Annotated in this window: 21 protein-coding genes; 17 read left to right on the forward strand and 4 right to left on the reverse strand. The window is 63.5% G+C overall.

Translation table 11 applies throughout. The features are described from left to right. The first annotated feature begins 29 nt into the window (after positions 1 to 29). From plsX to H156_RS0104065, 15 genes are all read left to right on the forward strand, one after another. Positions 30 to 1,049 carry a phosphate acyltransferase PlsX gene (gene plsX, locus H156_RS0103995; RefSeq protein ID WP_010961249.1) on the forward strand — a complete coding sequence of 340 codons (1,020 nt, stop codon included), beginning with the start codon at positions 30 to 32 and terminating at the stop codon, positions 1,047 to 1,049. After that, positions 1,046 to 2,011: a beta-ketoacyl-ACP synthase III gene (locus tag H156_RS0104000; RefSeq protein ID WP_010961248.1), complete on the forward strand. Its 966-nt coding sequence runs from the start codon at positions 1,046 to 1,048 to the stop codon at positions 2,009 to 2,011. Before plsX ends, H156_RS0104000 begins: the two co-directional genes overlap by 4 nt. A gap of 12 nt (positions 2,012 to 2,023) precedes the next feature. Continuing rightward, positions 2,024 to 2,980: an ACP S-malonyltransferase gene (gene fabD / locus H156_RS0104005; protein ID WP_010961247.1), complete on the forward strand. Its 957-nt coding sequence runs from the start codon at positions 2,024 to 2,026 to the stop codon at positions 2,978 to 2,980. Continuing rightward, a complete protein-coding gene (gene fabG / locus H156_RS0104010) occupies positions 2,977 to 3,714 on the forward strand; it encodes a 3-oxoacyl-ACP reductase FabG (RefSeq protein ID WP_017366311.1) in 738 nt (245 codons plus the stop codon). Before fabD ends, fabG begins: the two co-directional genes overlap by 4 nt. A gap of 92 nt (positions 3,715 to 3,806) precedes the next feature. After that, on the forward strand, positions 3,807 to 4,037 hold the full coding sequence (acpP, locus tag H156_RS0104015) for an acyl carrier protein (protein ID WP_010961245.1): 231 nt from the start codon (positions 3,807 to 3,809) through the stop codon (positions 4,035 to 4,037). A 78-nt stretch (positions 4,038 to 4,115) separates the two neighbouring features. Next, on the forward strand, positions 4,116 to 5,357 hold the full coding sequence (gene fabF / locus H156_RS0104020; protein ID WP_017366310.1) for a beta-ketoacyl-ACP synthase II: 1,242 nt from the start codon (positions 4,116 to 4,118) through the stop codon (positions 5,355 to 5,357). Positions 5,358 to 5,414: 57 nt separating this feature from the next. Continuing rightward, positions 5,415 to 6,245 carry an aminodeoxychorismate lyase gene (gene pabC, locus H156_RS0104025; protein ID WP_017366309.1) on the forward strand — a complete coding sequence of 277 codons (831 nt, stop codon included), beginning with the start codon at positions 5,415 to 5,417 and terminating at the stop codon, positions 6,243 to 6,245. Then, the gene (gene mltG, locus H156_RS0104030; protein WP_017366308.1) at positions 6,242 to 7,237 is read left to right on the forward strand and encodes an endolytic transglycosylase MltG; all 996 of its coding nucleotides are present in this window, start codon (positions 6,242 to 6,244) and stop codon (positions 7,235 to 7,237) included. The genes pabC and mltG overlap by 4 nt, the downstream gene beginning before the upstream one ends. After that, positions 7,234 to 7,860: a dTMP kinase gene (gene tmk / locus H156_RS0104035; RefSeq protein ID WP_010961241.1), complete on the forward strand. Its 627-nt coding sequence runs from the start codon at positions 7,234 to 7,236 to the stop codon at positions 7,858 to 7,860. Before mltG ends, tmk begins: the two co-directional genes overlap by 4 nt. Next, on the forward strand, positions 7,853 to 8,857 hold the full coding sequence (gene holB, locus H156_RS0104040) for a DNA polymerase III subunit delta' (RefSeq protein WP_017366307.1): 1,005 nt from the start codon (positions 7,853 to 7,855) through the stop codon (positions 8,855 to 8,857). Before tmk ends, holB begins: the two co-directional genes overlap by 8 nt. Beyond that, positions 8,854 to 9,210, forward strand: coding sequence for a PilZ domain-containing protein (locus H156_RS0104045; RefSeq protein ID WP_010961239.1), 357 nt, complete (start codon positions 8,854 to 8,856; stop codon positions 9,208 to 9,210). Before holB ends, H156_RS0104045 begins: the two co-directional genes overlap by 4 nt. Continuing rightward, the gene (locus H156_RS0104050) at positions 9,179 to 10,027 is read left to right on the forward strand and encodes a TatD family hydrolase (RefSeq protein ID WP_017366306.1); all 849 of its coding nucleotides are present in this window, start codon (positions 9,179 to 9,181) and stop codon (positions 10,025 to 10,027) included. Before H156_RS0104045 ends, H156_RS0104050 begins: the two co-directional genes overlap by 32 nt. A 57-nt stretch (positions 10,028 to 10,084) precedes the next feature. Then, on the forward strand, positions 10,085 to 10,612 hold the full coding sequence (locus H156_RS16945; protein WP_154656646.1) for a tetratricopeptide repeat protein: 528 nt from the start codon (positions 10,085 to 10,087) through the stop codon (positions 10,610 to 10,612). Between the two features lies 1 nt (position 10,613). Then, the gene (gene yoaA, locus H156_RS0104060; RefSeq protein ID WP_017366304.1) at positions 10,614 to 12,548 is read left to right on the forward strand and encodes a DNA repair helicase YoaA; all 1,935 of its coding nucleotides are present in this window, start codon (positions 10,614 to 10,616) and stop codon (positions 12,546 to 12,548) included. Positions 12,549 to 12,632: 84 nt separating this feature from the next. After that, on the forward strand, positions 12,633 to 14,213 hold the full coding sequence (locus H156_RS0104065; protein ID WP_017366303.1) for a peptide chain release factor 3: 1,581 nt from the start codon (positions 12,633 to 12,635) through the stop codon (positions 14,211 to 14,213). On the opposite strand, the gene soxZ is transcribed toward H156_RS0104065, so the two are convergent. Further along, the gene (gene soxZ, locus H156_RS0104070) at positions 14,214 to 14,516 is read right to left on the reverse strand and encodes a thiosulfate oxidation carrier complex protein SoxZ (RefSeq protein WP_017366302.1); all 303 of its coding nucleotides are present in this window, start codon (positions 14,514 to 14,516) and stop codon (positions 14,214 to 14,216) included. It abuts the gene before it with no gap. Between the two features lie 428 nt (positions 14,517 to 14,944). Here soxZ and H156_RS0104075 point away from each other — a divergent pair, with 428 nt between their 5' ends. Continuing rightward, the gene (locus H156_RS0104075) at positions 14,945 to 15,391 is read left to right on the forward strand and encodes a thiosulfate oxidation carrier protein SoxY (protein ID WP_017366301.1); all 447 of its coding nucleotides are present in this window, start codon (positions 14,945 to 14,947) and stop codon (positions 15,389 to 15,391) included. A 6-nt stretch (positions 15,392 to 15,397) separates the two neighbouring features. On the opposite strand, the gene H156_RS0104080 is transcribed toward H156_RS0104075, so the two are convergent. Genes H156_RS0104080 through nagZ form a run of 3 tightly spaced genes read right to left on the reverse strand, consistent with a single transcriptional unit; the run spans position 15,398 to position 17,734 of the window. After that, a complete protein-coding gene (locus H156_RS0104080) occupies positions 15,398 to 16,138 on the reverse strand; it encodes an S-methyl-5'-thioinosine phosphorylase (RefSeq protein ID WP_017366300.1) in 741 nt (246 codons plus the stop codon). A 1-nt stretch (position 16,139) separates the two neighbouring features. Beyond that, positions 16,140 to 16,703, reverse strand: coding sequence for a hypoxanthine-guanine phosphoribosyltransferase (locus tag H156_RS0104085; protein ID WP_017366299.1), 564 nt, complete (start codon positions 16,701 to 16,703; stop codon positions 16,140 to 16,142). Then, on the reverse strand, positions 16,700 to 17,734 hold the full coding sequence (gene nagZ / locus H156_RS0104090; RefSeq protein WP_017366298.1) for a beta-N-acetylhexosaminidase: 1,035 nt from the start codon (positions 17,732 to 17,734) through the stop codon (positions 16,700 to 16,702). The genes H156_RS0104085 and nagZ overlap by 4 nt, the downstream gene beginning before the upstream one ends. A gap of 282 nt (positions 17,735 to 18,016) precedes the next feature. On the opposite strand from nagZ, the gene hfq reads away from it, so the two are divergent. Further along, the gene (hfq, locus tag H156_RS0104095) at positions 18,017 to 18,265 is read left to right on the forward strand and encodes an RNA chaperone Hfq (RefSeq protein WP_010961228.1); all 249 of its coding nucleotides are present in this window, start codon (positions 18,017 to 18,019) and stop codon (positions 18,263 to 18,265) included. The last annotated feature ends 26 nt before the right edge of the window (positions 18,266 to 18,291 follow it).

Raw genomic sequence — 18,291 nt, forward strand, 5'->3', positions numbered from 1 at the left:
GATGGCGATGCATGCGGCGCGGTGACGGTATGACGACCATCGCATTGGACGCGATGGGTGGTGACCACGGGCCCAAAGTCGTGGTGCCGGCGGCCTTGGATAGTTTGGAGCAAAACCCTTCGCTGCGGTTGGTGCTGGTCGGCGACGAGTCGGTGCTGAGAGAGTATCTCAAGGATACCCGGCGTCGGTTCGGGGATCGGTTGAGGGTGCATCATGCCTCGGAGGTCGTGGAAATGCACGACCAGCCTTCCAAGGCGCTTCGCAACAAGAAGGACTCGTCGATGCGGGTGGCCATCGATCTGGTCAAGCAAGGCGATGCCGACGCCTGCGTGAGCGCCGGGAATACCGGCGCGTTGATGGCAATCGCCAAGTTCGTTCTCAAGACCCTGCCAGGCATCGACCGGCCAGCGATCATCGCGGCCGTTCCTTCCATGACGGGGCATACCCATGTCCTCGATCTCGGTGCCAACGTCGATTGCACTGCCGAGCACCTCTATCAGTTTGCGGTCATGGGTTATGAGCTGGTCAGGGCAGTGGAGGAGCGGGAGCATCCCACGGTCGGTCTTCTCAACATCGGCGAAGAGGAGATCAAGGGGAACGAGCAGGTGAAGCGGGCCGCCGAGCTGCTCAGCGGAGCCCACGTCAACTTCGTCGGCTTCGTCGAGGGCGACGACATTTTCAAGGGCAGCGTCGACATCGTCGTAACCGACGGTTTCGTCGGAAATGTCGCGCTGAAAAGCAGCGAGGGTCTGGCGAAAATGATCTCTCATTTCATCAAGCGGGAGTTCTCCAGCAGTTTGCTGACCCGGCTGGCCGGCCTGATCGCGCTGCCCGTGCTCAATGCCTTCAAGCACCGGATCGACCCGCGCCAGTATAACGGTGCCAGTCTCCTGGGCTTGCGCGGCATCGTGATCAAGAGCCACGGCAACGCGGATCGCTTTTCTTTTGCCAATGCCGTTACGATCGCTGTGAAAGAAGTCGAGAAAGCCGTTCCGCACCGTATCGGCGAGCGGATGACGGATGTGTTCGCCGCGAGGAATCTGGCGTGAGCCGTTACTCCCGCATCGCGGGCACCGGCGGCTACCTTCCCCGGCAGGTGGTGACCAACGACGATCTCGCCATGCGGGTCGAGACGTCGGACGAATGGATCGTCGAGCGCACTGGCATCCGCCGCCGACACATCGCGGCTGCTGACGAAACGGCCTCCAGCATGGCCGAGATTGCCTCCCGGCAGGCACTGGAGGCTGCCGCCATCGATCCCCACGATCTCGATCTGATCATCCTCGCGACCAGTTCGCCGGACCGGGTTTTTCCCAGCACGGCATGCCTCCTGCAGCAGCGTTTGGGCGTGCGCAGCTGTGCGGCTTTCGACGTGCAGGCGGCGTGTTCGGGGTTCATCTTCGCGTTGAGCATCGCCGACCAGTACATTTCCGCCGGCAATGCCAACCGCGTGTTGGTGGTCGGTACGGAGGTCAATTCGCGTTCCGTGGATTGGGACGACCGCTCGACTTGCATTCTGTTCGGTGACGGTGCCGGGGCCGTGGTGCTCGAATCTGCCACCGAGCCCGGCATCATGAGCACCCATATCCATTCCGACGGCCATTACCAAGATCTGCTCTATCTGCCCAATCCCGCCAGCAACGGCGAAGGCAGCGACGAGAGCCGCACCATCCGGATGCAGGGCAGCGAGGTTTTCAAGGTCGCGGTCAACACACTCGGTCGCATCGTCGATGAAACCCTGGAACAGAACGGCCTTCAGAAATCTGACGTCGACTGGCTGGTGCCCCATCAGGCCAACATCCGCATCATTGCGGCGACCGCGAAGAAGCTCCAGTTGCCCATGGAGCGGGTGGTCGTGACGGTGGACGAGCAGGGCAACACTTCTTCGGCATCGATTCCTCTGGCTTTCGACGAGGCCGTTCGCGACGGCCGCATCAAGCGCGGACAAACCGTGCTTATGGAAGCCTTCGGCGGCGGGTTCGCCTGGGGCTCCGCTCTTCTGCGCTATTAAAGACCATTCGTAATGCCCAACATCGACAACAGCCTCGCTTTCCTTTTTCCGGGGCAAGGCTCTCAGTCCATCGGCATGCTGGCGGATCTCGCCGCAGTCCATCCGGTGGTCGGCGAGACCTTCGCTGAAGCCTCGGAAGTGCTCGGTTTCGACCTCTGGTGTCTGGTCCAGGAGGGCCCCGAGGAAGAGCTCAACCAGACCGTCAACACCCAGCCGGCGATGCTGGCCGCCGGGGTCGCGACCTGGCGGATCTGGTGCAGTTTGACCGATCGCCGCCCCGCCTGGATGGCCGGCCACAGCCTGGGGGAGTATTCGGCATTGGTCGCCGCCGGCGCGCTCGGCTTCGCCGATGCGGTGAAACTGGTGGCCCAGCGCGGCAGACTGATGCAGGAAGCGGTCCCGCCGGGCGCGGGATCCATGGCCGCCATCCTCGGTCTGGAAGATCCCCAGGTCGTCGCGGCATGCAAAGAGGCATCCACCCGAGATTCGGTGGTGACGCCGGCCAATTTCAATGCCCCGGGCCAGGTGGTGATCGCCGGCGCGAGCCAGGCGGTGGAGCGTGCGATCGTGGCGGCCAAGGCGCTGGGGGCGAAACGGGCGGTGCTGCTGCCGGTCAGCGTACCCTCGCATTGTGCGCTGATGGCGCCGGCCTCGGAAAAATTCGCGGCCCTGCTGTCGGAGACGTCGTTCGAATCGCCCCGTGACCGGATCGGCGTGATCCACAACGTCGACGTCGCCATGCATCCGTCTCCCGAGGTGATCCGGGCGGTGCTGGCTCAGCAGATTTCCCAGCCGGTGCGCTGGTCGGAAACCATCCGCTTCCTCAGCGACCAGGGCGTGAGGCGCTTCGTGGAATGCGGGCCGGGCAAGGTCCTGGCCGGCCTCAACAAGCGGATCGTCAGCAGCGAAGCGACGCTCGCCATCGTGGATCAGGATTCGTTGAATACAGCCTTGGAGTCGATTCAATGACGGACCAGATAGCCATTGTCACGGGGGCCAGCCGAGGAATCGGGCGGGCGATCGCCCATCGTTTGGCGCAGGCCGGTCATACGGTCGTAGGCACCGCCACCTCGGAAGACGGAGCCGCAGCGATCGGATCCGCGCTCACCGATGCCGGCCTGAACGGCTGCGGGCGGGTGCTGGACGTGAGCGATCCCGCTTCGGTCGAGGCCTTCGTGGCCGCCGTCAACGAGGAATTCGGCATGCCGACGATCCTGGTCAACAACGCCGGCATTACCCGTGACGGTCTGCTGATGCGTATGAAAGATGAAGACTGGGATGCGATCATCGACACCAATTTGTCTTCCGTCTACCGCATGAGCAAGGCTTGCCTCAAAGGCATGATGAAGGCCCGTACCGGCCGCATTGTCAACATCACTTCGGTCGTGGGGTTGACCGGCAATGCCGGGCAGACCAACTATGCGGCGGCCAAGGCCGGTATCATCGGTTTCACCAAATCCCTGGCCAAAGAGATTGGCTCGCGCGGCATTACGGTGAATTCGGTGGCGCCGGGCTTCATCGATACCGATATGACCCGCGCCCTTCCGGAGGCACACAAGACGGCCCTGCTGGCGTCGATTCCCCTGGGACGGCTGGGACAGGCCGAGGAGATTGCGGGGGCCGTGGCTTTTCTGTGCTCCGACGACGCCGCTTACATCACCGGAGAAACCCTCCATGTCAATGGCGGTATGTTCATGCCCTGAGCGGCTTTTTACGCCAGAGTGCTTGTGTTCGCGGGAATTCACACTAAAATCTCCGCACCTCTAAACTTGAATAACACTGAGGACAAAAAACAATGAGTGATATAGCAGAACGTGTAAAGAAGATCGTCGCCGAACAGTTGGGCGTGAAGGACGAGATCTCGAACGAGGCATCCTTCGTGGACGATCTGGGCGCCGATTCTCTGGACACGGTCGAGCTGGTGATGGCACTCGAGGAAGAGTTCGAGTGCGAAATTCCCGACGAGGACGCCGAAAAGATCACTACGGTTCAGCAGGCGATCGATTACATCCAGAGCCATACCTGATTCGTCTTACCGTTCCATCAGCCCCACGGGACAGCGTCATCCAGTGGGGTCTTCTTTCGTTTACCTCCAGGTGTCAGCGTGAGCAAGCGTCGCGTCGTCATCACCGGACTGGGGATGGTCTGTCCGGTGGGCCTCAATGTCCCCGAGAGCTGGGACAGCATCCTGAACGGCCGCAGCGGAATCGGCCCGATCGAGCATTTCGATGTATCCGACTTCGCTACCCGCTTCGGTGGCAGCGTGCGTAACTTCGATGTCACCCGGTATCTGCCCGAAAAAGAAGCCAAGAAGATGGATACTTTCATCCACTACGGCATGGCAGCGGGCAGTCAGGCGTTCGAAGATTCGGGGCTGGAGGTCACCGAGTCCAATGCGGACCGCGTTGGCGTCTGCGTCGGCTCCGGCATCGGCGGGATCACCGGTATCGAGCATGGTTACGGCGTGTTCCTCAAAAGTGGACCCCGCAAAATTTCTCCTTTCTTTGTGCCGGCCAACATCATCAACATGATTTCCGGCAACCTCTCCATCAAGTACGGCCTGAAAGGCCCGAATTACGCGATCGTCACTGCCTGTGCCACGGCGACTCACAGCATCGGCAGCGCGGCCCGAATCATCCAGTATGGCGATGCCGACGTCATGTTGGCCGGTGGTGCCGAAATGGCAAGCTCACCGACGGCCTTGGGTGGATTCATCTCGGCCCGTGCCTTGTCGCGCCGCAATGACGACCCGGTGCGGGCGAGCCGTCCGTGGGACAAGGACCGCGACGGCTTTGTACTGGGTGATGGTGCCGGCGTGGTGGTGCTGGAGGAGCTGGAGCATGCCAAGAAGCGCGGTGCCCGCATCTACGCGGAGCTGATCGGCTTCGGCATGTCAGGAGATGCCCATCACATGACCCAGCCGCCCGAGGACGGCGATGGTGCGGCGCGTTGTATGATGCACGCGATGCGGGATGCTGGAGTGAATCCGGAAGACATCGATTACGTCAATGCCCACGGCACTTCGACGCCGGCCGGCGATCTGGCGGAGACCCGCGCCATGAAGACGGTGCTCGGGCCGCATGCGTACTCGACGGCTATCAGCTCGACCAAGTCCATGACCGGCCATCTGCTTGGTGCGGCGGGTGGAATCGAGGCGATCTTCTCTGTCCTTGCGATTCGGGACCGCGTGGTACCGCCGACCATCAATCTGGATACGCCCGATCCGGAATGCGATCTGGATTATGTGCCTCATACCGCCCGGGAAAAAGATCTCGAAGTGGTCATGTCCAACTCGTTCGGCTTTGGCGGTACCAACGCCACTTTGATTTTCAAGAAATTCAGATAGGCGCTGGAAGCCACCCCAGGCTTCCGCACCTGCTGTCATCTCTGCCGGATTCCGCCGATGAGGGTCCTGGTCAATGGTCGATCCAGCGGTTGTGTCGATGTGCGGGACCGGGGATTTCAATACGGCGACGGCATCTTCACTACCCTGCGCTTGCGCGCGGGAAAAGCCATGCTGCTGTCTCGCCACTTCGGTCGTCTGGCAGATGCCTGTTCCCGTCTCGGCATCCGTTATCCGGGGGACGAGGCGCTGTCCGCCGATCTGCGACGGCTGGGATTGGAAGCGGGCGAGGGTGTCGTCAAGATACAGATCACACGAGGCGTCGGCGGCCGCGGCTATCGGCCCGTGGCGGAAGGGGAGCCGACGCGCGTGGTGTCGCTTCATCCCGCCCCCGAGTTTCCGCAGGACTATTACCGGTCTGGGGTGAGTGTGACGCTATGCCGTACGCCGCTCGGCATCAATACCGCGCTGGCCGGGGTCAAGCATACGAACCGTCTGGAGCAGGTGCTCGGGCGGGGTGAGTGGGCCGATGAGTTCCAGGAAGGCTTGATGTGCGATACCGAAGGCTTTCTCGTGGAGGGCACCATGAGCAACGTCTTCATGGTGAAGGCCGGTAGGCTCGAGACTCCGCCGATCGACCGCTGCGGTGTGGCCGGTGTGATGCGGCGTCTGGTGCTGGAAATCGCCCGGTCTCGAGGTGTCGAGGTGAGCGAAAGGCGTATCCGGCCGGAAGAACTGGCAGCGGCCGATGAGATTTTTCTGACCAACTGCGTCATCGGCATTTGGCCGGTGGCACGGGTGGCGGAGACGAATTACCCGGTGGGCGAGATGACGACGATGCTGAGCCGGGGCTTGGAAATCCATCAGCTGTATGAGGCCGTGGCTGGATGAGGCGTACCCTGCTGCTCGCGGTAATGGCGCTGGTGGCCGGCGTCGCGGTGAAGGATTTCATCGAGTCTACCGAGCGGCCGCTTGCCAACACCGAGCCAGTCGTGTTCGAGATCGCACGGGGACAGGGCCTGAAGGACGTGGCTCTGGCGCTGAAGGAGGCGGGCGTGATCGATGAGCCCTGGTGGCTCATGCTGCAGGCCTGGAGGGAAGGTCTGGCGCGCAGGCTCCAGTCGGGGGAATACGAGATTCCGCCGGGCCTGGACCGACGCGGGTTGCTGGCTCTGTTCGCTTCCGGGAAAGTCCGGCAGCATGCCGTGACCCTGGTCGAAGGCTGGACTTTCCGGCAGATGTTGGCGGCGCTGCGGGCCCAGCCGGCTCTCGAGCACCTCGTCACGGCGGAGAGCGACGGTGTCGTGCTGATGCGGGTGCTGGGAATCCCGGAAGGAGATCCGGAAGGGCGGTTTTTCCCCGATACTTATTTCTTCACCAAGGGCACGTCGGACGTCGAGATCCTCAAGCGCGCTCACCGGCGGATGGCGACGGTCCTGGCTGCGGAATGGGCGCGGCGGGCGCCGGACCTTCCCTACCGGACGCCGGACGATGCACTCATCATGGCTTCCATCATCGAGAAAGAAACCGCCCTGCCCGCTGAAAAGGCCGAAGTGGCCGGTGTGCTGGTCCGGCGGCTGCGCACCGGGATGCCTTTGCAGGTCGATCCGACTGTGATCTACGGCCTGGGCGACCGCTTTGACGGCAATCTGCGTCGCGAACACCTCAAGGCGGACACCCCCTACAACACCTATCTCCATCGCGGTCTGCCGCCGGCACCGATCGCCGCGCCCGGGCTGGCTTCGCTGCGGGCCGCTCTGAACCCGGCACCGGGCGACAGTCTGTATTACGTGGCACGGGGAGACGGCGGCCACCGCTTCTCGCGGACCTGGGACGAACACCGACAGGCGGTAGAGCTTTATCAAAAGGTCGGGCAGCCGTGACACCGGGCAAATTCATCACGCTGGAGGGAGGCGAAGGCGTCGGCAAGAGCACCAACGTCGATTTCGTCGTGAGCCGGCTGCGCGCCCGAGGCCTGAAGGTCGTCGCGACCCGGGAGCCGGGCGGTACCGCTTTCGGGGAAGCGGTACGGGAAATTTTCCTGCGTCAGGACACGGTGCGGCCGGAAGCCGAATTGCTGTTGTTGTTCGCGGCCCGCGTGCACCATCTTCGGGAAGTGATCGAGCCGGCTTTGCGGCGTGGTGACTGGGTGGTCTGTGACCGTTTCACCGACGCCAGCTATGCCTATCAGGGCGCCGGGCGTGGTATCGCCCCTGGCGTCATCGATTTCCTGCGGGACTGGATTCAGGCCGGGCTGAGGCCCGATCTGACCCTCCTGCTGGATGCACCGGTGGACACCGGTTTGAAGCGGGCGCATCAACGCAGCGGTCCGGATCGGTTGGAGAGAGAAGACAGCGCCTTTTTCGCCCGGGTGCGGGAAGGCTATCTGGCGCTGGCGCGGGCAGAGCCGGGCCGGATACGGGTGATCGATGCCGACCGGCCTCTGGCCCTGGTGCAGACGGCCATCGCCACCCAAGTGGATTCCCTGTTGGCCGGTCATGTCTGACCCCATCGGTCGTTATCCGTGGCTGGCGCCGGCACGCCGCCGGTTGAGGGCGTATCTGGAAGCGGGACGTTTGCCGCAGGGCTTGCTGATTTCGGGCGCCGCCGGCGTGGGGAAGGGAGTGCTGGCCGACGATTTCGCCCGCCGGCTCCTGTGCGCCAGCCCGCCGGCCGAGGGGGCGTGCGGTACCTGCCATGCCTGTCGTCTGGCGGTGGCTGGCAATCATCCGGACTATCTTCACATCGAGCCGGAGGAAGCCGGTAAACGTATCACCGTCGAGTTGGTTCGCCGGCTGATCGACAGACTTTCGCTCAAGCCGCAATATGGCGCTTCCCGGGTCGTGGTCATCCGTCCGGCGCATGCCATGAACATGGCGGCCGCGAACAGTCTGTTGAAAACGCTGGAAGAACCCGACCCGCATACGCTTTTCCTCCTCATCAGCGAGCGACCCGCGCAACTGCCGGCGACGGTGCTCAGTCGCTGCCAGCGGCTGGATGTGAGGCTGCCGGAGCGGGAAGAAGCATTGCGCTGGCTGCGTGGACAGGGGGTCGGGGAAGAGGCAGAGGCCTTGCTGGCGATGGCGGGTGGTGCACCGGTGCGAGCGGTCGAGCTGCATGGAGGCGATCTGGCGCAGCGCAGAAGAATGCTCTTCGATGACTGGGTGGCCGTGCTCAGGGACGAGAGCGATCCGCTCGTGGTGGCCGAGCGTTGGGCCAAGGAGGACGGCGAGACCGTCCTGATTTGGTTGCGCGGCTGGATCGCGGACCTCATCCGTATCAGTAGCACTAAAGCATCGGTGCCGTTGCGCCTGGCCAATGCCGATCTGGAGCCGGGATTGCGGAAAGCGGCGGCGGGCCTGGATCTCCGTGCCCTGTTCGCCAGCCTCGACGGTGTTGATGCGGCCCGCCGCAATCTGGAGGGCCAGGCCAACCGGCAGCTGGTCATGGAAGAGATCCTGATAGACTGGAACCGGTCGAGACCACGGGGGGCGAGGCATTGAGCGAAGAGCAGACGGGTGCCCGCCAGGGTATCCTGGCGCTGACCATCAAAGACAAGAATGCGCTTTACGCCGCCTACATGCCGACCATCAAGAACGGCGGTCTCTTCATCCCGACGACACGCAGTTACCGTCTGGGCGACGAGGTCTTCATGTTGTTGCAGCTGATGGACGAGCCGGAGCGGATCCCGATCTCGGGACGGGTCGTCTGGATTACCCCGAAAGGGGCCGCCGGTTTCCGTTCCGCCGGCATCGGCGTGCAGTTCAGCGACGAGGACGGCGGCGTCACCAAGGCGTTGATCGAGAGTTATCTGTCCGGGCACCTTGAATCGGATCAGCCGACCCATACCATGTAAGCTTTGCCGGCAGCTCCCGGCCTCCCTCTTGCATCCAAATCCTATGTTCATCGACTCCCACGCCCACCTCGATCGCCTCGACCTGAAACCGTTCGGCGGCGATTTTTCGCGCTTCATGGAGGCGGCCGGCGCCGAAGGCGTCGACCGCATGCTGTGCGTAGCGATCAATCTGGACGACTATCCCGCCATGCGCCGGCTGGTCGAACCCTATCCGAACGTGTGTGTTTCGGTTGGCGTGCATCCCAATGAAACCGATACCGAGGAACCAAGCGCCGAACGGCTGGCCGCACTGGCGGATGACGACCGTGTCGTCGCCATTGGCGAAACCGGCCTGGACTATTTCCGCAGCGCGGGTGACCTCGCCTGGCAGCAGGAGCGCTTCCGCATCCACATTCGCGCAGCCAAACTCATCGGCAAGCCGCTGATCGTCCACACCCGCGATTCCCGCTCCGACACCCTGCGCATCCTCGCGGAAGAGGAGGCGGGCGAGGTGGGTGGCGTGTTCCATTGTTTCACCGAAGACTGGGACACGGCGCGCCGCGCGCTCGATTTGAATTTCTCGATATCCTTTTCGGGAATCGTCACGTTCCGCACCGCCGAAACCATTCAGGACGTCGCGCGGCGAGTGCCGGACGAGCGCTATCTGATCGAGACCGACTCGCCCTATCTGGCCCCGGTGCCGCTGCGGGGCAAACCGAACTATCCGCAGCATGTCCGCCATGTCGCCGGTATGATCGCCGAGCTGCGGGGCGCGTCACTGGGCGAGGTGGCGGATCGGACGACGCGGAACTATTACACGCTGTTCGGAAATGGCTAAGTTTACGGAACAGATATTGCTAGCCCCATTGGGTTTTTCCTACCATCCGGTTTCTTGATGGATTCGTACGCTAACTCCCGGCGTTTCGATGCGCTGCCCCCCCAATGGCTGGCGGTGGCCCTGTGCCTGGCCTTGTCAGCAGGATGCGCGCAGCGGAAAGTGGTCAGGCAGCCTGCTGTGCCGAGCGTCCGTCCGGCCCCCACGGCAGCACCGGCGCCCAGTCCCAGGCCGAAAGCGGCGGCTCCGCCCGCGAGGCCGGCACCGGGAGCCTGGGCAGGCGCGAAGAAGCAGCCGGCGCCGACCCCCGCCGTGGCAGCCCTGATGTCCGAGGCGGACAAGGCTCAGGGTTCCGGTCAGCTCGACAACGCCGCCACCACCCTGGAGCGCGCCATCCGCATGCAGCCGCGTAATCCGGAGTTGTGGTACCGTCTGGCGACGGTCCGGATGGCCCAGCAGCAGCCGCGTCTCGCGCTCGATCTGGCACGAAAATCCAAGGTCTTGGCTCGGGGCAATCCGGATCTGGTCCAGAAATGTCAGGCGCTGATCGAGGAAGCCGGCCAGCTCGCGGGCGGCGTGGAAAAATAGGGTGAGCGGCGTCGATGACGTCTTCGCGGAGGACGGCCCGCTGGCGCGTTTCCTGGCGGGCTTCCGCCCGCGTGATGCCCAAATCGGTATGGCGCGGGCGGTGGAACAGGCCATCCGCGGCGGCCGCTGTCTGATCGCCGAGGCCGGCACCGGCACCGGCAAGACATTCGCCTATCTGGTGCCGGCCCTGTTGAGCGGCAAGCGGGTGCTGGTCTCCACCGGCACGCGGAATCTGCAGGATCAACTGTTTCAGAAGGATCTGCCCTTGTTGCGGCAGGCTCTGGGGACGCCGGTGCACACCGCTCTGCTCAAGGGCCGATCGAATTACCTTTGTCCCTACCGGCTGGAAAACGTCGTCGATTTCGGCTTTCGCGCCGGCTTCAGCGCCGAGGAAGCCGATCAGCTCGAACGCATCCGGCGTTGGGCGAAGACGACCCGCAGCGGCGATGTCGCCGAGGTGAACGACGTACCGGAGGCTTCACCGCTGTGGCGCTCGGTCACCTCCACCGCCGAAAACTGCTTGGGACAGGAGTGTCCGCTCTACGAAGGCTGTCCTGTGGTCCAGGCCAGAAAGGCTGCCCAGGAGGCGCAGATCACCGTCATCAACCACCATTTGCTGTGGGCCGACTGGGCGGTCAAGACCGACGGCTTCGGCGAACTGTTGCCGGTGGCCGACGTCATCATCGTGGACGAGGCCCACCAGTTCGCCGAAACCGCCACACAGTTCCTGGGGGTCAGCCTGAGTAGCCGCCAGCTCGCCGAACTGGCGGACGACACTCTGATCGAGCGGGCCAAGGATGCACCGGACATGGGTGGGCTGGCCGATGCCGCGACTCTGCTCAAGGTGGAGCTGACGGCCATGCGCGCTGCGCTGGGCGAGGAACCTCGGCGGGACGCCTGGCACGCCGTGGCCGGAAAGGAGGAGGTGAATGCCGGACTCGGGCGCATGGAGGAAGCCTTGCTGGCGTTGGCCGCGCAGCTCAAGATTGCGGCGGTGCGCGGCAAAGGGTTGGAATCTTGCTGGAAGCGCTGCGACGAGTTCATCCAGCGGCTGGAGGCGTTCCTGGCCGAAGATACCGAGGAATCGGTACGCTGGTTCGAGATCCATCGCCGCGGCTTTTCCCTGAGCCGAACGCCGCTGGACATCGCCGGCGAGTTCACGCGTTTCCGCAAGGCGCGGCAGGCGACCTGGATCTTCACCTCGGCGACGTTGAGCGTGGCCGGGCGTTTCGAGCACTTCTCCCGTCAGCTTGGTATCGTCGATGCCGAGTGCCGGCGCTGGGAGAGTCCCTTCGACTACCGCCGCCAGAGCCTCCTGTACCTGCCGCCCGGTTTGCCCGATCCGGGCGCCGGCAACTACACCCGGGCCGTGCTGCGGGCGGCATGGCCGGTGCTCAAAGCGAGCCGGGGGCGCGCCTTTCTGCTGTTCACCAGCCATCAGGCACTGACCGAGGCGGCCTCTATTCTGGAAGGCAAGACCGAATTTCCGCTGTTCGTCCAGGGCAGCCGGCCCAAGACCAGGCTGCTGGACGACTTCCGCGCCTCGGGCAACGGTCTGTTGCTCGGGACCGCCAGCTTCTGGGAAGGCGTCGACGTACGGGGAGAGGCGTTGTCCTGTGTGGTGATCGACAAGCTGCCGTTCGCATCGCCCGGAGATCCGGTCGTCAGTGCCCGGCTCGAGGCCATCCGCAAGCGCGGTCACAGTCCATTCGGCGTGTTCCAGCTTCCGGCCGCCGTCATCGCCCTCAAACAGGGCGCCGGCAGGCTGATCCGGGACGTGGACGATCGCGGTGTCCTGGTACTGGCCGATCCCCGGCTCGTGTCCAGGAGTTATGGGCGAGTGTTCTTGGACAGCCTGCCGCCGATGCGTATCGCCCGCGATCCCGGTGCGGTGCGGGCCTTTTTTGCCGATCCGCCGGCGGAAGGTTCCGTCTGAGTTTTTCGGACGGCCTCGGCTCGTGCCCGGCGGGTCGGCGATTGGCATAGAATATGTGGTTTTTTCGTTCCGCAAACCTGTTCCATGTCCGAACTTGAATTCGAAATCGAGCGGCGGCGAACCTTCGCCATCATTTCCCATCCCGATGCCGGCAAGACCACGCTGACCGAAAAGCTGCTGCTGTTCGGCGGAGCGATCCAGCTTGCGGGTTCGGTCAAGGGTCGGAAGGCGACGCGGCATGCGACCTCGGACTGGATGGAGATGGAGAAGCAGCGCGGCATCTCGGTCACGACCTCAGTGATGCAGTTCCAGCACCGTGACCGCATCTTCAACCTGCTCGACACGCCGGGCCACGAGGACTTCTCCGAGGACACCTACCGGACCCTTACGGCGGTGGACTCTGCCCTCATGGTGATCGACAGCGCCAAGGGTGTGGAGGAGCGGACCATCAAGCTGATGGAGGTGTGCCGGCTGCGCGACACGCCGATCCTTACCTTCATCAACAAGCTGGACCGTGAGGGGCGGGAGCCGGTGGAGCTGTTGGACGAGGTCGAGCGGGTGCTGAACATCCAGTGCGCGCCCATCACCTGGCCGATCGGTATGGGCAAACGCTTCAAGGGCGTTTACCACTTGTACGAGGATGCGATCCATTTGTTCAGTGCATCGCACGGCGACCGCATCGTCAAGGGCGAGGTCGTGGAGGGCTTGAACAGCCCGAAGCTGGATGAACTCCTGGGGGATATCGCGGACGAACTGCGCATGGAGATCGAACTGGTGCGGGGTGCGAGCCACGAGTTCGATCCGGAGGCCTATCGCGCCGGGCGCCAGACGCCGGTGTTCTTTGGGTCGGCGATCAACAACTTCGGCATCCTCGAATTGCTCGATGCCTTCGCCGAGTATGCACCGCCGCCGCAGGCGCGCCAGGCGCGGGAGCGCCTCGTGGCGCCGGGGGAGGACAAGTTTTCCGGCTTCGTATTCAAGATCCAGGCTAACATGGATCCGGCCCACCGCGATCGTATCGCTTTCCTGCGCGTGTGTTCCGGTCGTTACACCAAGGGTGTGCGGCTGTTCCATGTGCGCTCGGGCAAGGCCATGCAAGTGGCCAACGCCATCACCTTCCAGGCCGACAGCCGCGAGAATGTGGAAGAGGCCTATCCGGGCGACATCATCGGTCTGCACAACCACGGTACCATTCAGGTTGGTGACACCTTCACCCAGGGAGAGAACCTGAAATTCGAGGGAATCCCCTCCTTTGCCCCGGAACTGTTCCGCCGCGTCGTGCTGAAGGATCCACTGCGCTCCAAGGCCTTGCAGCGCGGTCTCCAGCAGTTGAGCGAAGAGGGAGCGACTCAGCTGTTCAAGCCTTTGCGCAACAACGATCTGATTCTGGGGGCGGTGGGAGTGTTGCAGTTCGACGTGACGGCGTTCCGGCTCAAGGCCGAGTACAATGTGGATTGCGTCTACGAAGCGGTGCCGGTGACGACGGCACGTTGGGTGTCGTGCAGCGATCCCAAGAAGCTGGAAGAGTTCAAGCGCAAGGTCCACGACAACCTGGCCGAGGACGGCAGCGGCTATTTGGTTTATCTTGCCACCAGCCGGGTGAATTTGTCGCTCACCGAGGAGCGCTGGCCGGAGATCCGTTTCAGCGCGACCCGGGAACTGTAATCACTCGATGACGCCTTCCTGCGATTCTGTGTTGCCGAGATTGTCGGTCCAGTTCACCCGGATGCGTTCGCCCGGTCGTCCGCCGCGGAATTGGAAGGAAAAATAGGGGTCCTTGGACACGGCGGTGGTGAGGCGGCAGCGCACCACGGGTTTGCCGTCATGCTCGAGGGTGAGTTCCTCGATATAGTGTGCGGGGACGACCACACCGCTGGTTTCGTCCCGGCGGCGGCCGGTTTCCATCGGATGGGTGATCAGCAAACGGACGGTCGTGATGCCGTCAGCGGTTCGGGCGCGGATTTTCATACTACCGGATATCCGTGTTCATGGCCGGTGCGGAACGCCGGTTTCTGCTGCGCGGGGCTTCTTCAGGGAGAGCGGCCCGCGGTCGGGAGATCCTCATGAACGGCAGGAAACACTGCGGTGAGCGGGCGGGTTCGGCCGAAATCGGGAATCCGCCGTGGGGCCTTGCGAAGAAACGAGGCCGCCCGAGCCGGATGACGGACCGTGGCCGATCGGCATCGGCCCGGCGGTCGAGGTCGAGTGGCGATTCGGTTCTTTCCGCCGGAGGCCGCGATCGATCATGAGGGGGGAGCGGAAACGCAGCCGTCATCCCATGTATGGCATCGGCTTGGATCAAAAGACTCATGGATTCAGGATAGTGGAGAACAAGGGGTTTGGCCGGGACTCAGGGTAACGATAAGCTGGTTGCACCGGCAAGTTGGGCATATTCGATGAGCTTCCATCTCTCCCGCCGCCGTTTCGTCCTCTCCGCCCTGAAGGGCATCGCCGTATGGCGGTTGTCCGGTGCCCCCTCGGCTTTCGGGAGGGAGGCGGATCCGGCGGCCTATGAGGCCGCCCTGCGCTCCCTCACCGCCGATCGCAAGCTGGAAGAAACCGCCTTGCTGGCCTTGGATGTCCCCGACAGTGCGGAAAACGGCGCGATCGTGCCGGTCACCCTGGAGAGCCGTCTCGAGGGCACCACGGCGTTGCATCTTCTGGTGGTGCGCAATCCCAGGCCACTGGCGGCATCCTTCGAGTTCCGGAACGGAGCCGTACCTTTGGTTTCGTTCCGAATCAAAATGAACGAGAGTAGCCCCGTGGTGGCATTGGTTGAAGCCGGGGGCCGCATTTACGGGTGCCGCAAACAGGTCAAGGTAACCATCGGCGGCTGCGGCTGATCCGGATCACGAGGACTCGGCGAAGCGGGTCAGCAGCGCGACGAAATCGGCCATCCCCCGCGCCAGATGCCGCTCGATTTCGGCCAAGGTTATCTCTCCTTCATTCTTGCCGGCAGCCCAGTTGGCCACGATCGCGCAGGCCGCGTAGGGCAGTTCGAGTTCACGCGCCAGCGCGGCTTCCGGCATCCCGGTCATGCCGACGAGGTCACAGCCGTCGTGTTCCATTCGTGCGATTTCAGCCGCCGTTTCCAGCCGTGGCCCCTGGGTGCAGCCATAGACGCCGCCGTCGACGACGGAAAGGCCGGCGGCACGGGCCGAGGCGATGAGCTTCTGGCGCAGGTTTTCGCTGTAAGGGGTGGTGAAGTCAATGTGGGTGACATGGTCCAGCCCCTCCTCGAAGAAAGTGCCGGCCCGCCCCCAGGTGTAATCGATGATCTGGTGCGGGATGGCCAGTCGGCCGGGGGCAAGATCGGGCCTGATGCCGCCAACCGCGGCGGCGGCTATGATGGCCTCGGCGCCGGCCTGTTTCAGGGCCCAGAGGTTGGCGCGGTAATTGATCTTGTGGGGCGGGATGGTGTGCGGGTCGCCATGGCGTGCCAGGAATACGAAATCGCGACCGGCCAGCCGGCCGAAAGTCAGCTCGGAGGACGGTGCGCCATAGGGTGTGGCCGGGGATTCACGGCGGTGGACTTGGAGGTGCGTCAACCGAGTCAGGCCGGTGCCGCCGATGATTGCGGTGAGGCTCATGTCAGGTTCCTTGGGATTCGATCTTGGGGCAGGCATAAATGCCCGCGGCGTTGCGCAGATAGCCTTTGTAGTCCAGACCGTATCCGAAGAGATAGCGGTTTTCGGTCACCAGGCCGACGAAATCGGCCCGGCAGGGCTTTTCCCGGCCCAGATCCTTGTCGACCAGCACTGCGATCAGGACGCGCTCCGCCCCTCGGTCGAGGCAGTGTTCGCGTACCTCGGCGAGGGTGACGCCTTCGTCGAGGATGTCGTCGACCAGCAGCACGGTGCGGCCCTGCAGGGAAAGGCCAGGTTCCAGTCGCCAGTGGGTTACGCCGCCTGCGGTCCGGCCGCGGTAGCGGGTGGCGCCGATGGCGTCGAGCTCCAGCGGAAACCGTAGATGGGTGAGCAGCTTGCCGGCGAACACGATGCCCCCGGTGAGAATGGTCATGACGATCGGATTGCGGTCCGCGATGGCTTCGGTGATTTCCGCGGCCAGGCGCACGATGGCGTTTTCGACCTCGGCTTCGGAGTACAGCCGTTCGGCGGCCGTCTCGACCTGCCGTATTTCTTCGAGTCTGTTCATTGCGCAGAGTCGTTGAAAGAGTGAATGCGGTCGACCGCATTGCGCCATTCGCTACTTGCCACCAGCGCGTCGCGGTCGATTCGCGAGCGGCCGTACATGGCGGCGAGACGGCGGGTACTGCCGGGGGATGCGGTACGGTTTTCCAGGGCTTCCAGAATGCTCGCCGTCGCCTCGGGGGTGTTGCAGACCACCAGCATGTCGCAGCCTGCCTCGAGTGCCGCCAGCGCACGCGCGGCATAGTCGCCGGCCACGGCTGCGCCGGCCATGGACAGGTCGTCCGAGAAGATCGCGCCATCGAAATTCATCCGTTCGCGCAGGATGGTCTGCAGCCAGAAAGGGGAGAAGCACGGCGGCCGGGCGTCTATGCGGGAGTAAAGGACGTGGGCCGGCATGATGCCTTCGAGGTTCTCACGGATCAACGCCGAGAAGGGCAGCAGATCACGCGCGAGCAATTCTTCGAGTTCGCGTCGGTCTTCGGGCAGCACGAGGTGCGAGTCGCCGGCCACACCACCGTGGCCGGGGAAGTGTTTGCCCACCGCCGCCATGCCCGCACGCCGCATGCCGGTGGCGAAGGCGCGGGCCGCGGCGGTGACTTCCTCCGGTGTACGGGCGAAGGCGCGGTCGCCGATGACGGTGCTGATGCCGCTGTCGACGTCGAGCACCGGCGCGAAGCTGAAGTCCACGCCCACGGCGCGCAGCTCCGCTGCCATCAGCCAGCCTGCCGTTTCGGCCGCTGCCAGTCCGGCTTCGCCAGCCACTTCGAGGTACGCGGAGGCCGGCGGCAGCCGGGTGAAGCCTTCGCGGAAACGCTGGACCCGACCGCCCTCATGATCCACGGCGATCAGCATGTCGGGCCGCAAGCTGCGGACCTCCGATACCAGCGCCAGCATCTGGTCCGGTGACGCGTAGTTCCGGCTGAACAGGATCAGCCCGCCGGCGGCGGGGTGACACAGGAATTCACGTTCGTCTGCGGACAGCCGGGGCCCGACGAGGTCGAACATCACACAGCGCGGGGGGGAGATGGGGTTCATGGAGCTCTCTTCGCTTCGGGGCCGGCATTGTAAACCATGGAGCGTCGGTTGGACGGCGGCGGTTTTCCATTGAATTGTAAAAGGGACGACTGGGATCGGCGATGAGGCGGGAAGGAGAGGAGTCGGATCCTGGCACCGCGGAAAATTTTCATGGGAAGGCTTGAATTGCAAACGGTTTGTCTCAAGATTGTGCAGATAGCGATGCCGGTGTAATTCTGTTAATTTGTTCCGAGTCTTGGATGGGAAGGTAATCCAATCCAAAAAACAACAAGGAGAAAGAGGATGTCGAAGGGCCAAAATCTGCAAGATCCATTCCTGAATACACTCCGGAAAGAGCATGTTCCGGTTTCGATCTATCTGGTCAACGGAATCAAGCTGCAAGGAAAGGTGGATTCGTTCGACCAGTACGTAATCATGCTGAAGAACACCGTCAGCCAGATGGTATACAAACATGCGATTTCGACCATCGTGCCCGGCCGCCCGGTGCGCGTCCCACATGCGGGTGAAAGTGGCGACGAGGAGGCCGAATGAGGCAGAGGGAGGTGTGCCTCATGGAA

The sequence above is a fragment of the Methylococcus capsulatus str. Texas = ATCC 19069 genome (genome assembly GCF_000424685.1).
Taxonomy (GTDB): Bacteria; Pseudomonadota; Gammaproteobacteria; order Methylococcales; family Methylococcaceae; genus Methylococcus; species Methylococcus capsulatus.

Coding starts and splice junctions, on each gene's coding strand:
- plsX (WP_010961249.1), top strand. CDS start 30: ATGACGACCATCGCATTGGACGCGATGGGTGGTGACCACGGGCCCAAA.
- fabD (WP_010961247.1), top strand. CDS start 2,024: ATGCCCAACATCGACAACAGCCTCGCTTTCCTTTTTCCGGGGCAAGGC.
- fabG (WP_017366311.1), top strand. CDS start 2,977: ATGACGGACCAGATAGCCATTGTCACGGGGGCCAGCCGAGGAATCGGG.
- acpP (WP_010961245.1), top strand. CDS start 3,807: ATGAGTGATATAGCAGAACGTGTAAAGAAGATCGTCGCCGAACAGTTG.
- pabC (WP_017366309.1), top strand. CDS start 5,415: ATGAGGGTCCTGGTCAATGGTCGATCCAGCGGTTGTGTCGATGTGCGG.
- mltG (WP_017366308.1), top strand. CDS start 6,242: ATGAGGCGTACCCTGCTGCTCGCGGTAATGGCGCTGGTGGCCGGCGTC.
- holB (WP_017366307.1), top strand. CDS start 7,853: ATGTCTGACCCCATCGGTCGTTATCCGTGGCTGGCGCCGGCACGCCGC.
- H156_RS16945 (WP_154656646.1), top strand. CDS start 10,085: ATGGATTCGTACGCTAACTCCCGGCGTTTCGATGCGCTGCCCCCCCAA.
- H156_RS0104065 (WP_017366303.1), top strand. CDS start 12,633: ATGTCCGAACTTGAATTCGAAATCGAGCGGCGGCGAACCTTCGCCATC.
- soxZ (WP_017366302.1), bottom strand. CDS start 14,516: ATGAAAATCCGCGCCCGAACCGCTGACGGCATCACGACCGTCCGTTTG.
- H156_RS0104075 (WP_017366301.1), top strand. CDS start 14,945: ATGAGCTTCCATCTCTCCCGCCGCCGTTTCGTCCTCTCCGCCCTGAAG.
- H156_RS0104080 (WP_017366300.1), bottom strand. CDS start 16,138: ATGAGCCTCACCGCAATCATCGGCGGCACCGGCCTGACTCGGTTGACG.
- H156_RS0104085 (WP_017366299.1), bottom strand. CDS start 16,703: ATGAACAGACTCGAAGAAATACGGCAGGTCGAGACGGCCGCCGAACGG.
- nagZ (WP_017366298.1), bottom strand. CDS start 17,734: ATGAACCCCATCTCCCCCCCGCGCTGTGTGATGTTCGACCTCGTCGGG.
- hfq (WP_010961228.1), top strand. CDS start 18,017: ATGTCGAAGGGCCAAAATCTGCAAGATCCATTCCTGAATACACTCCGG.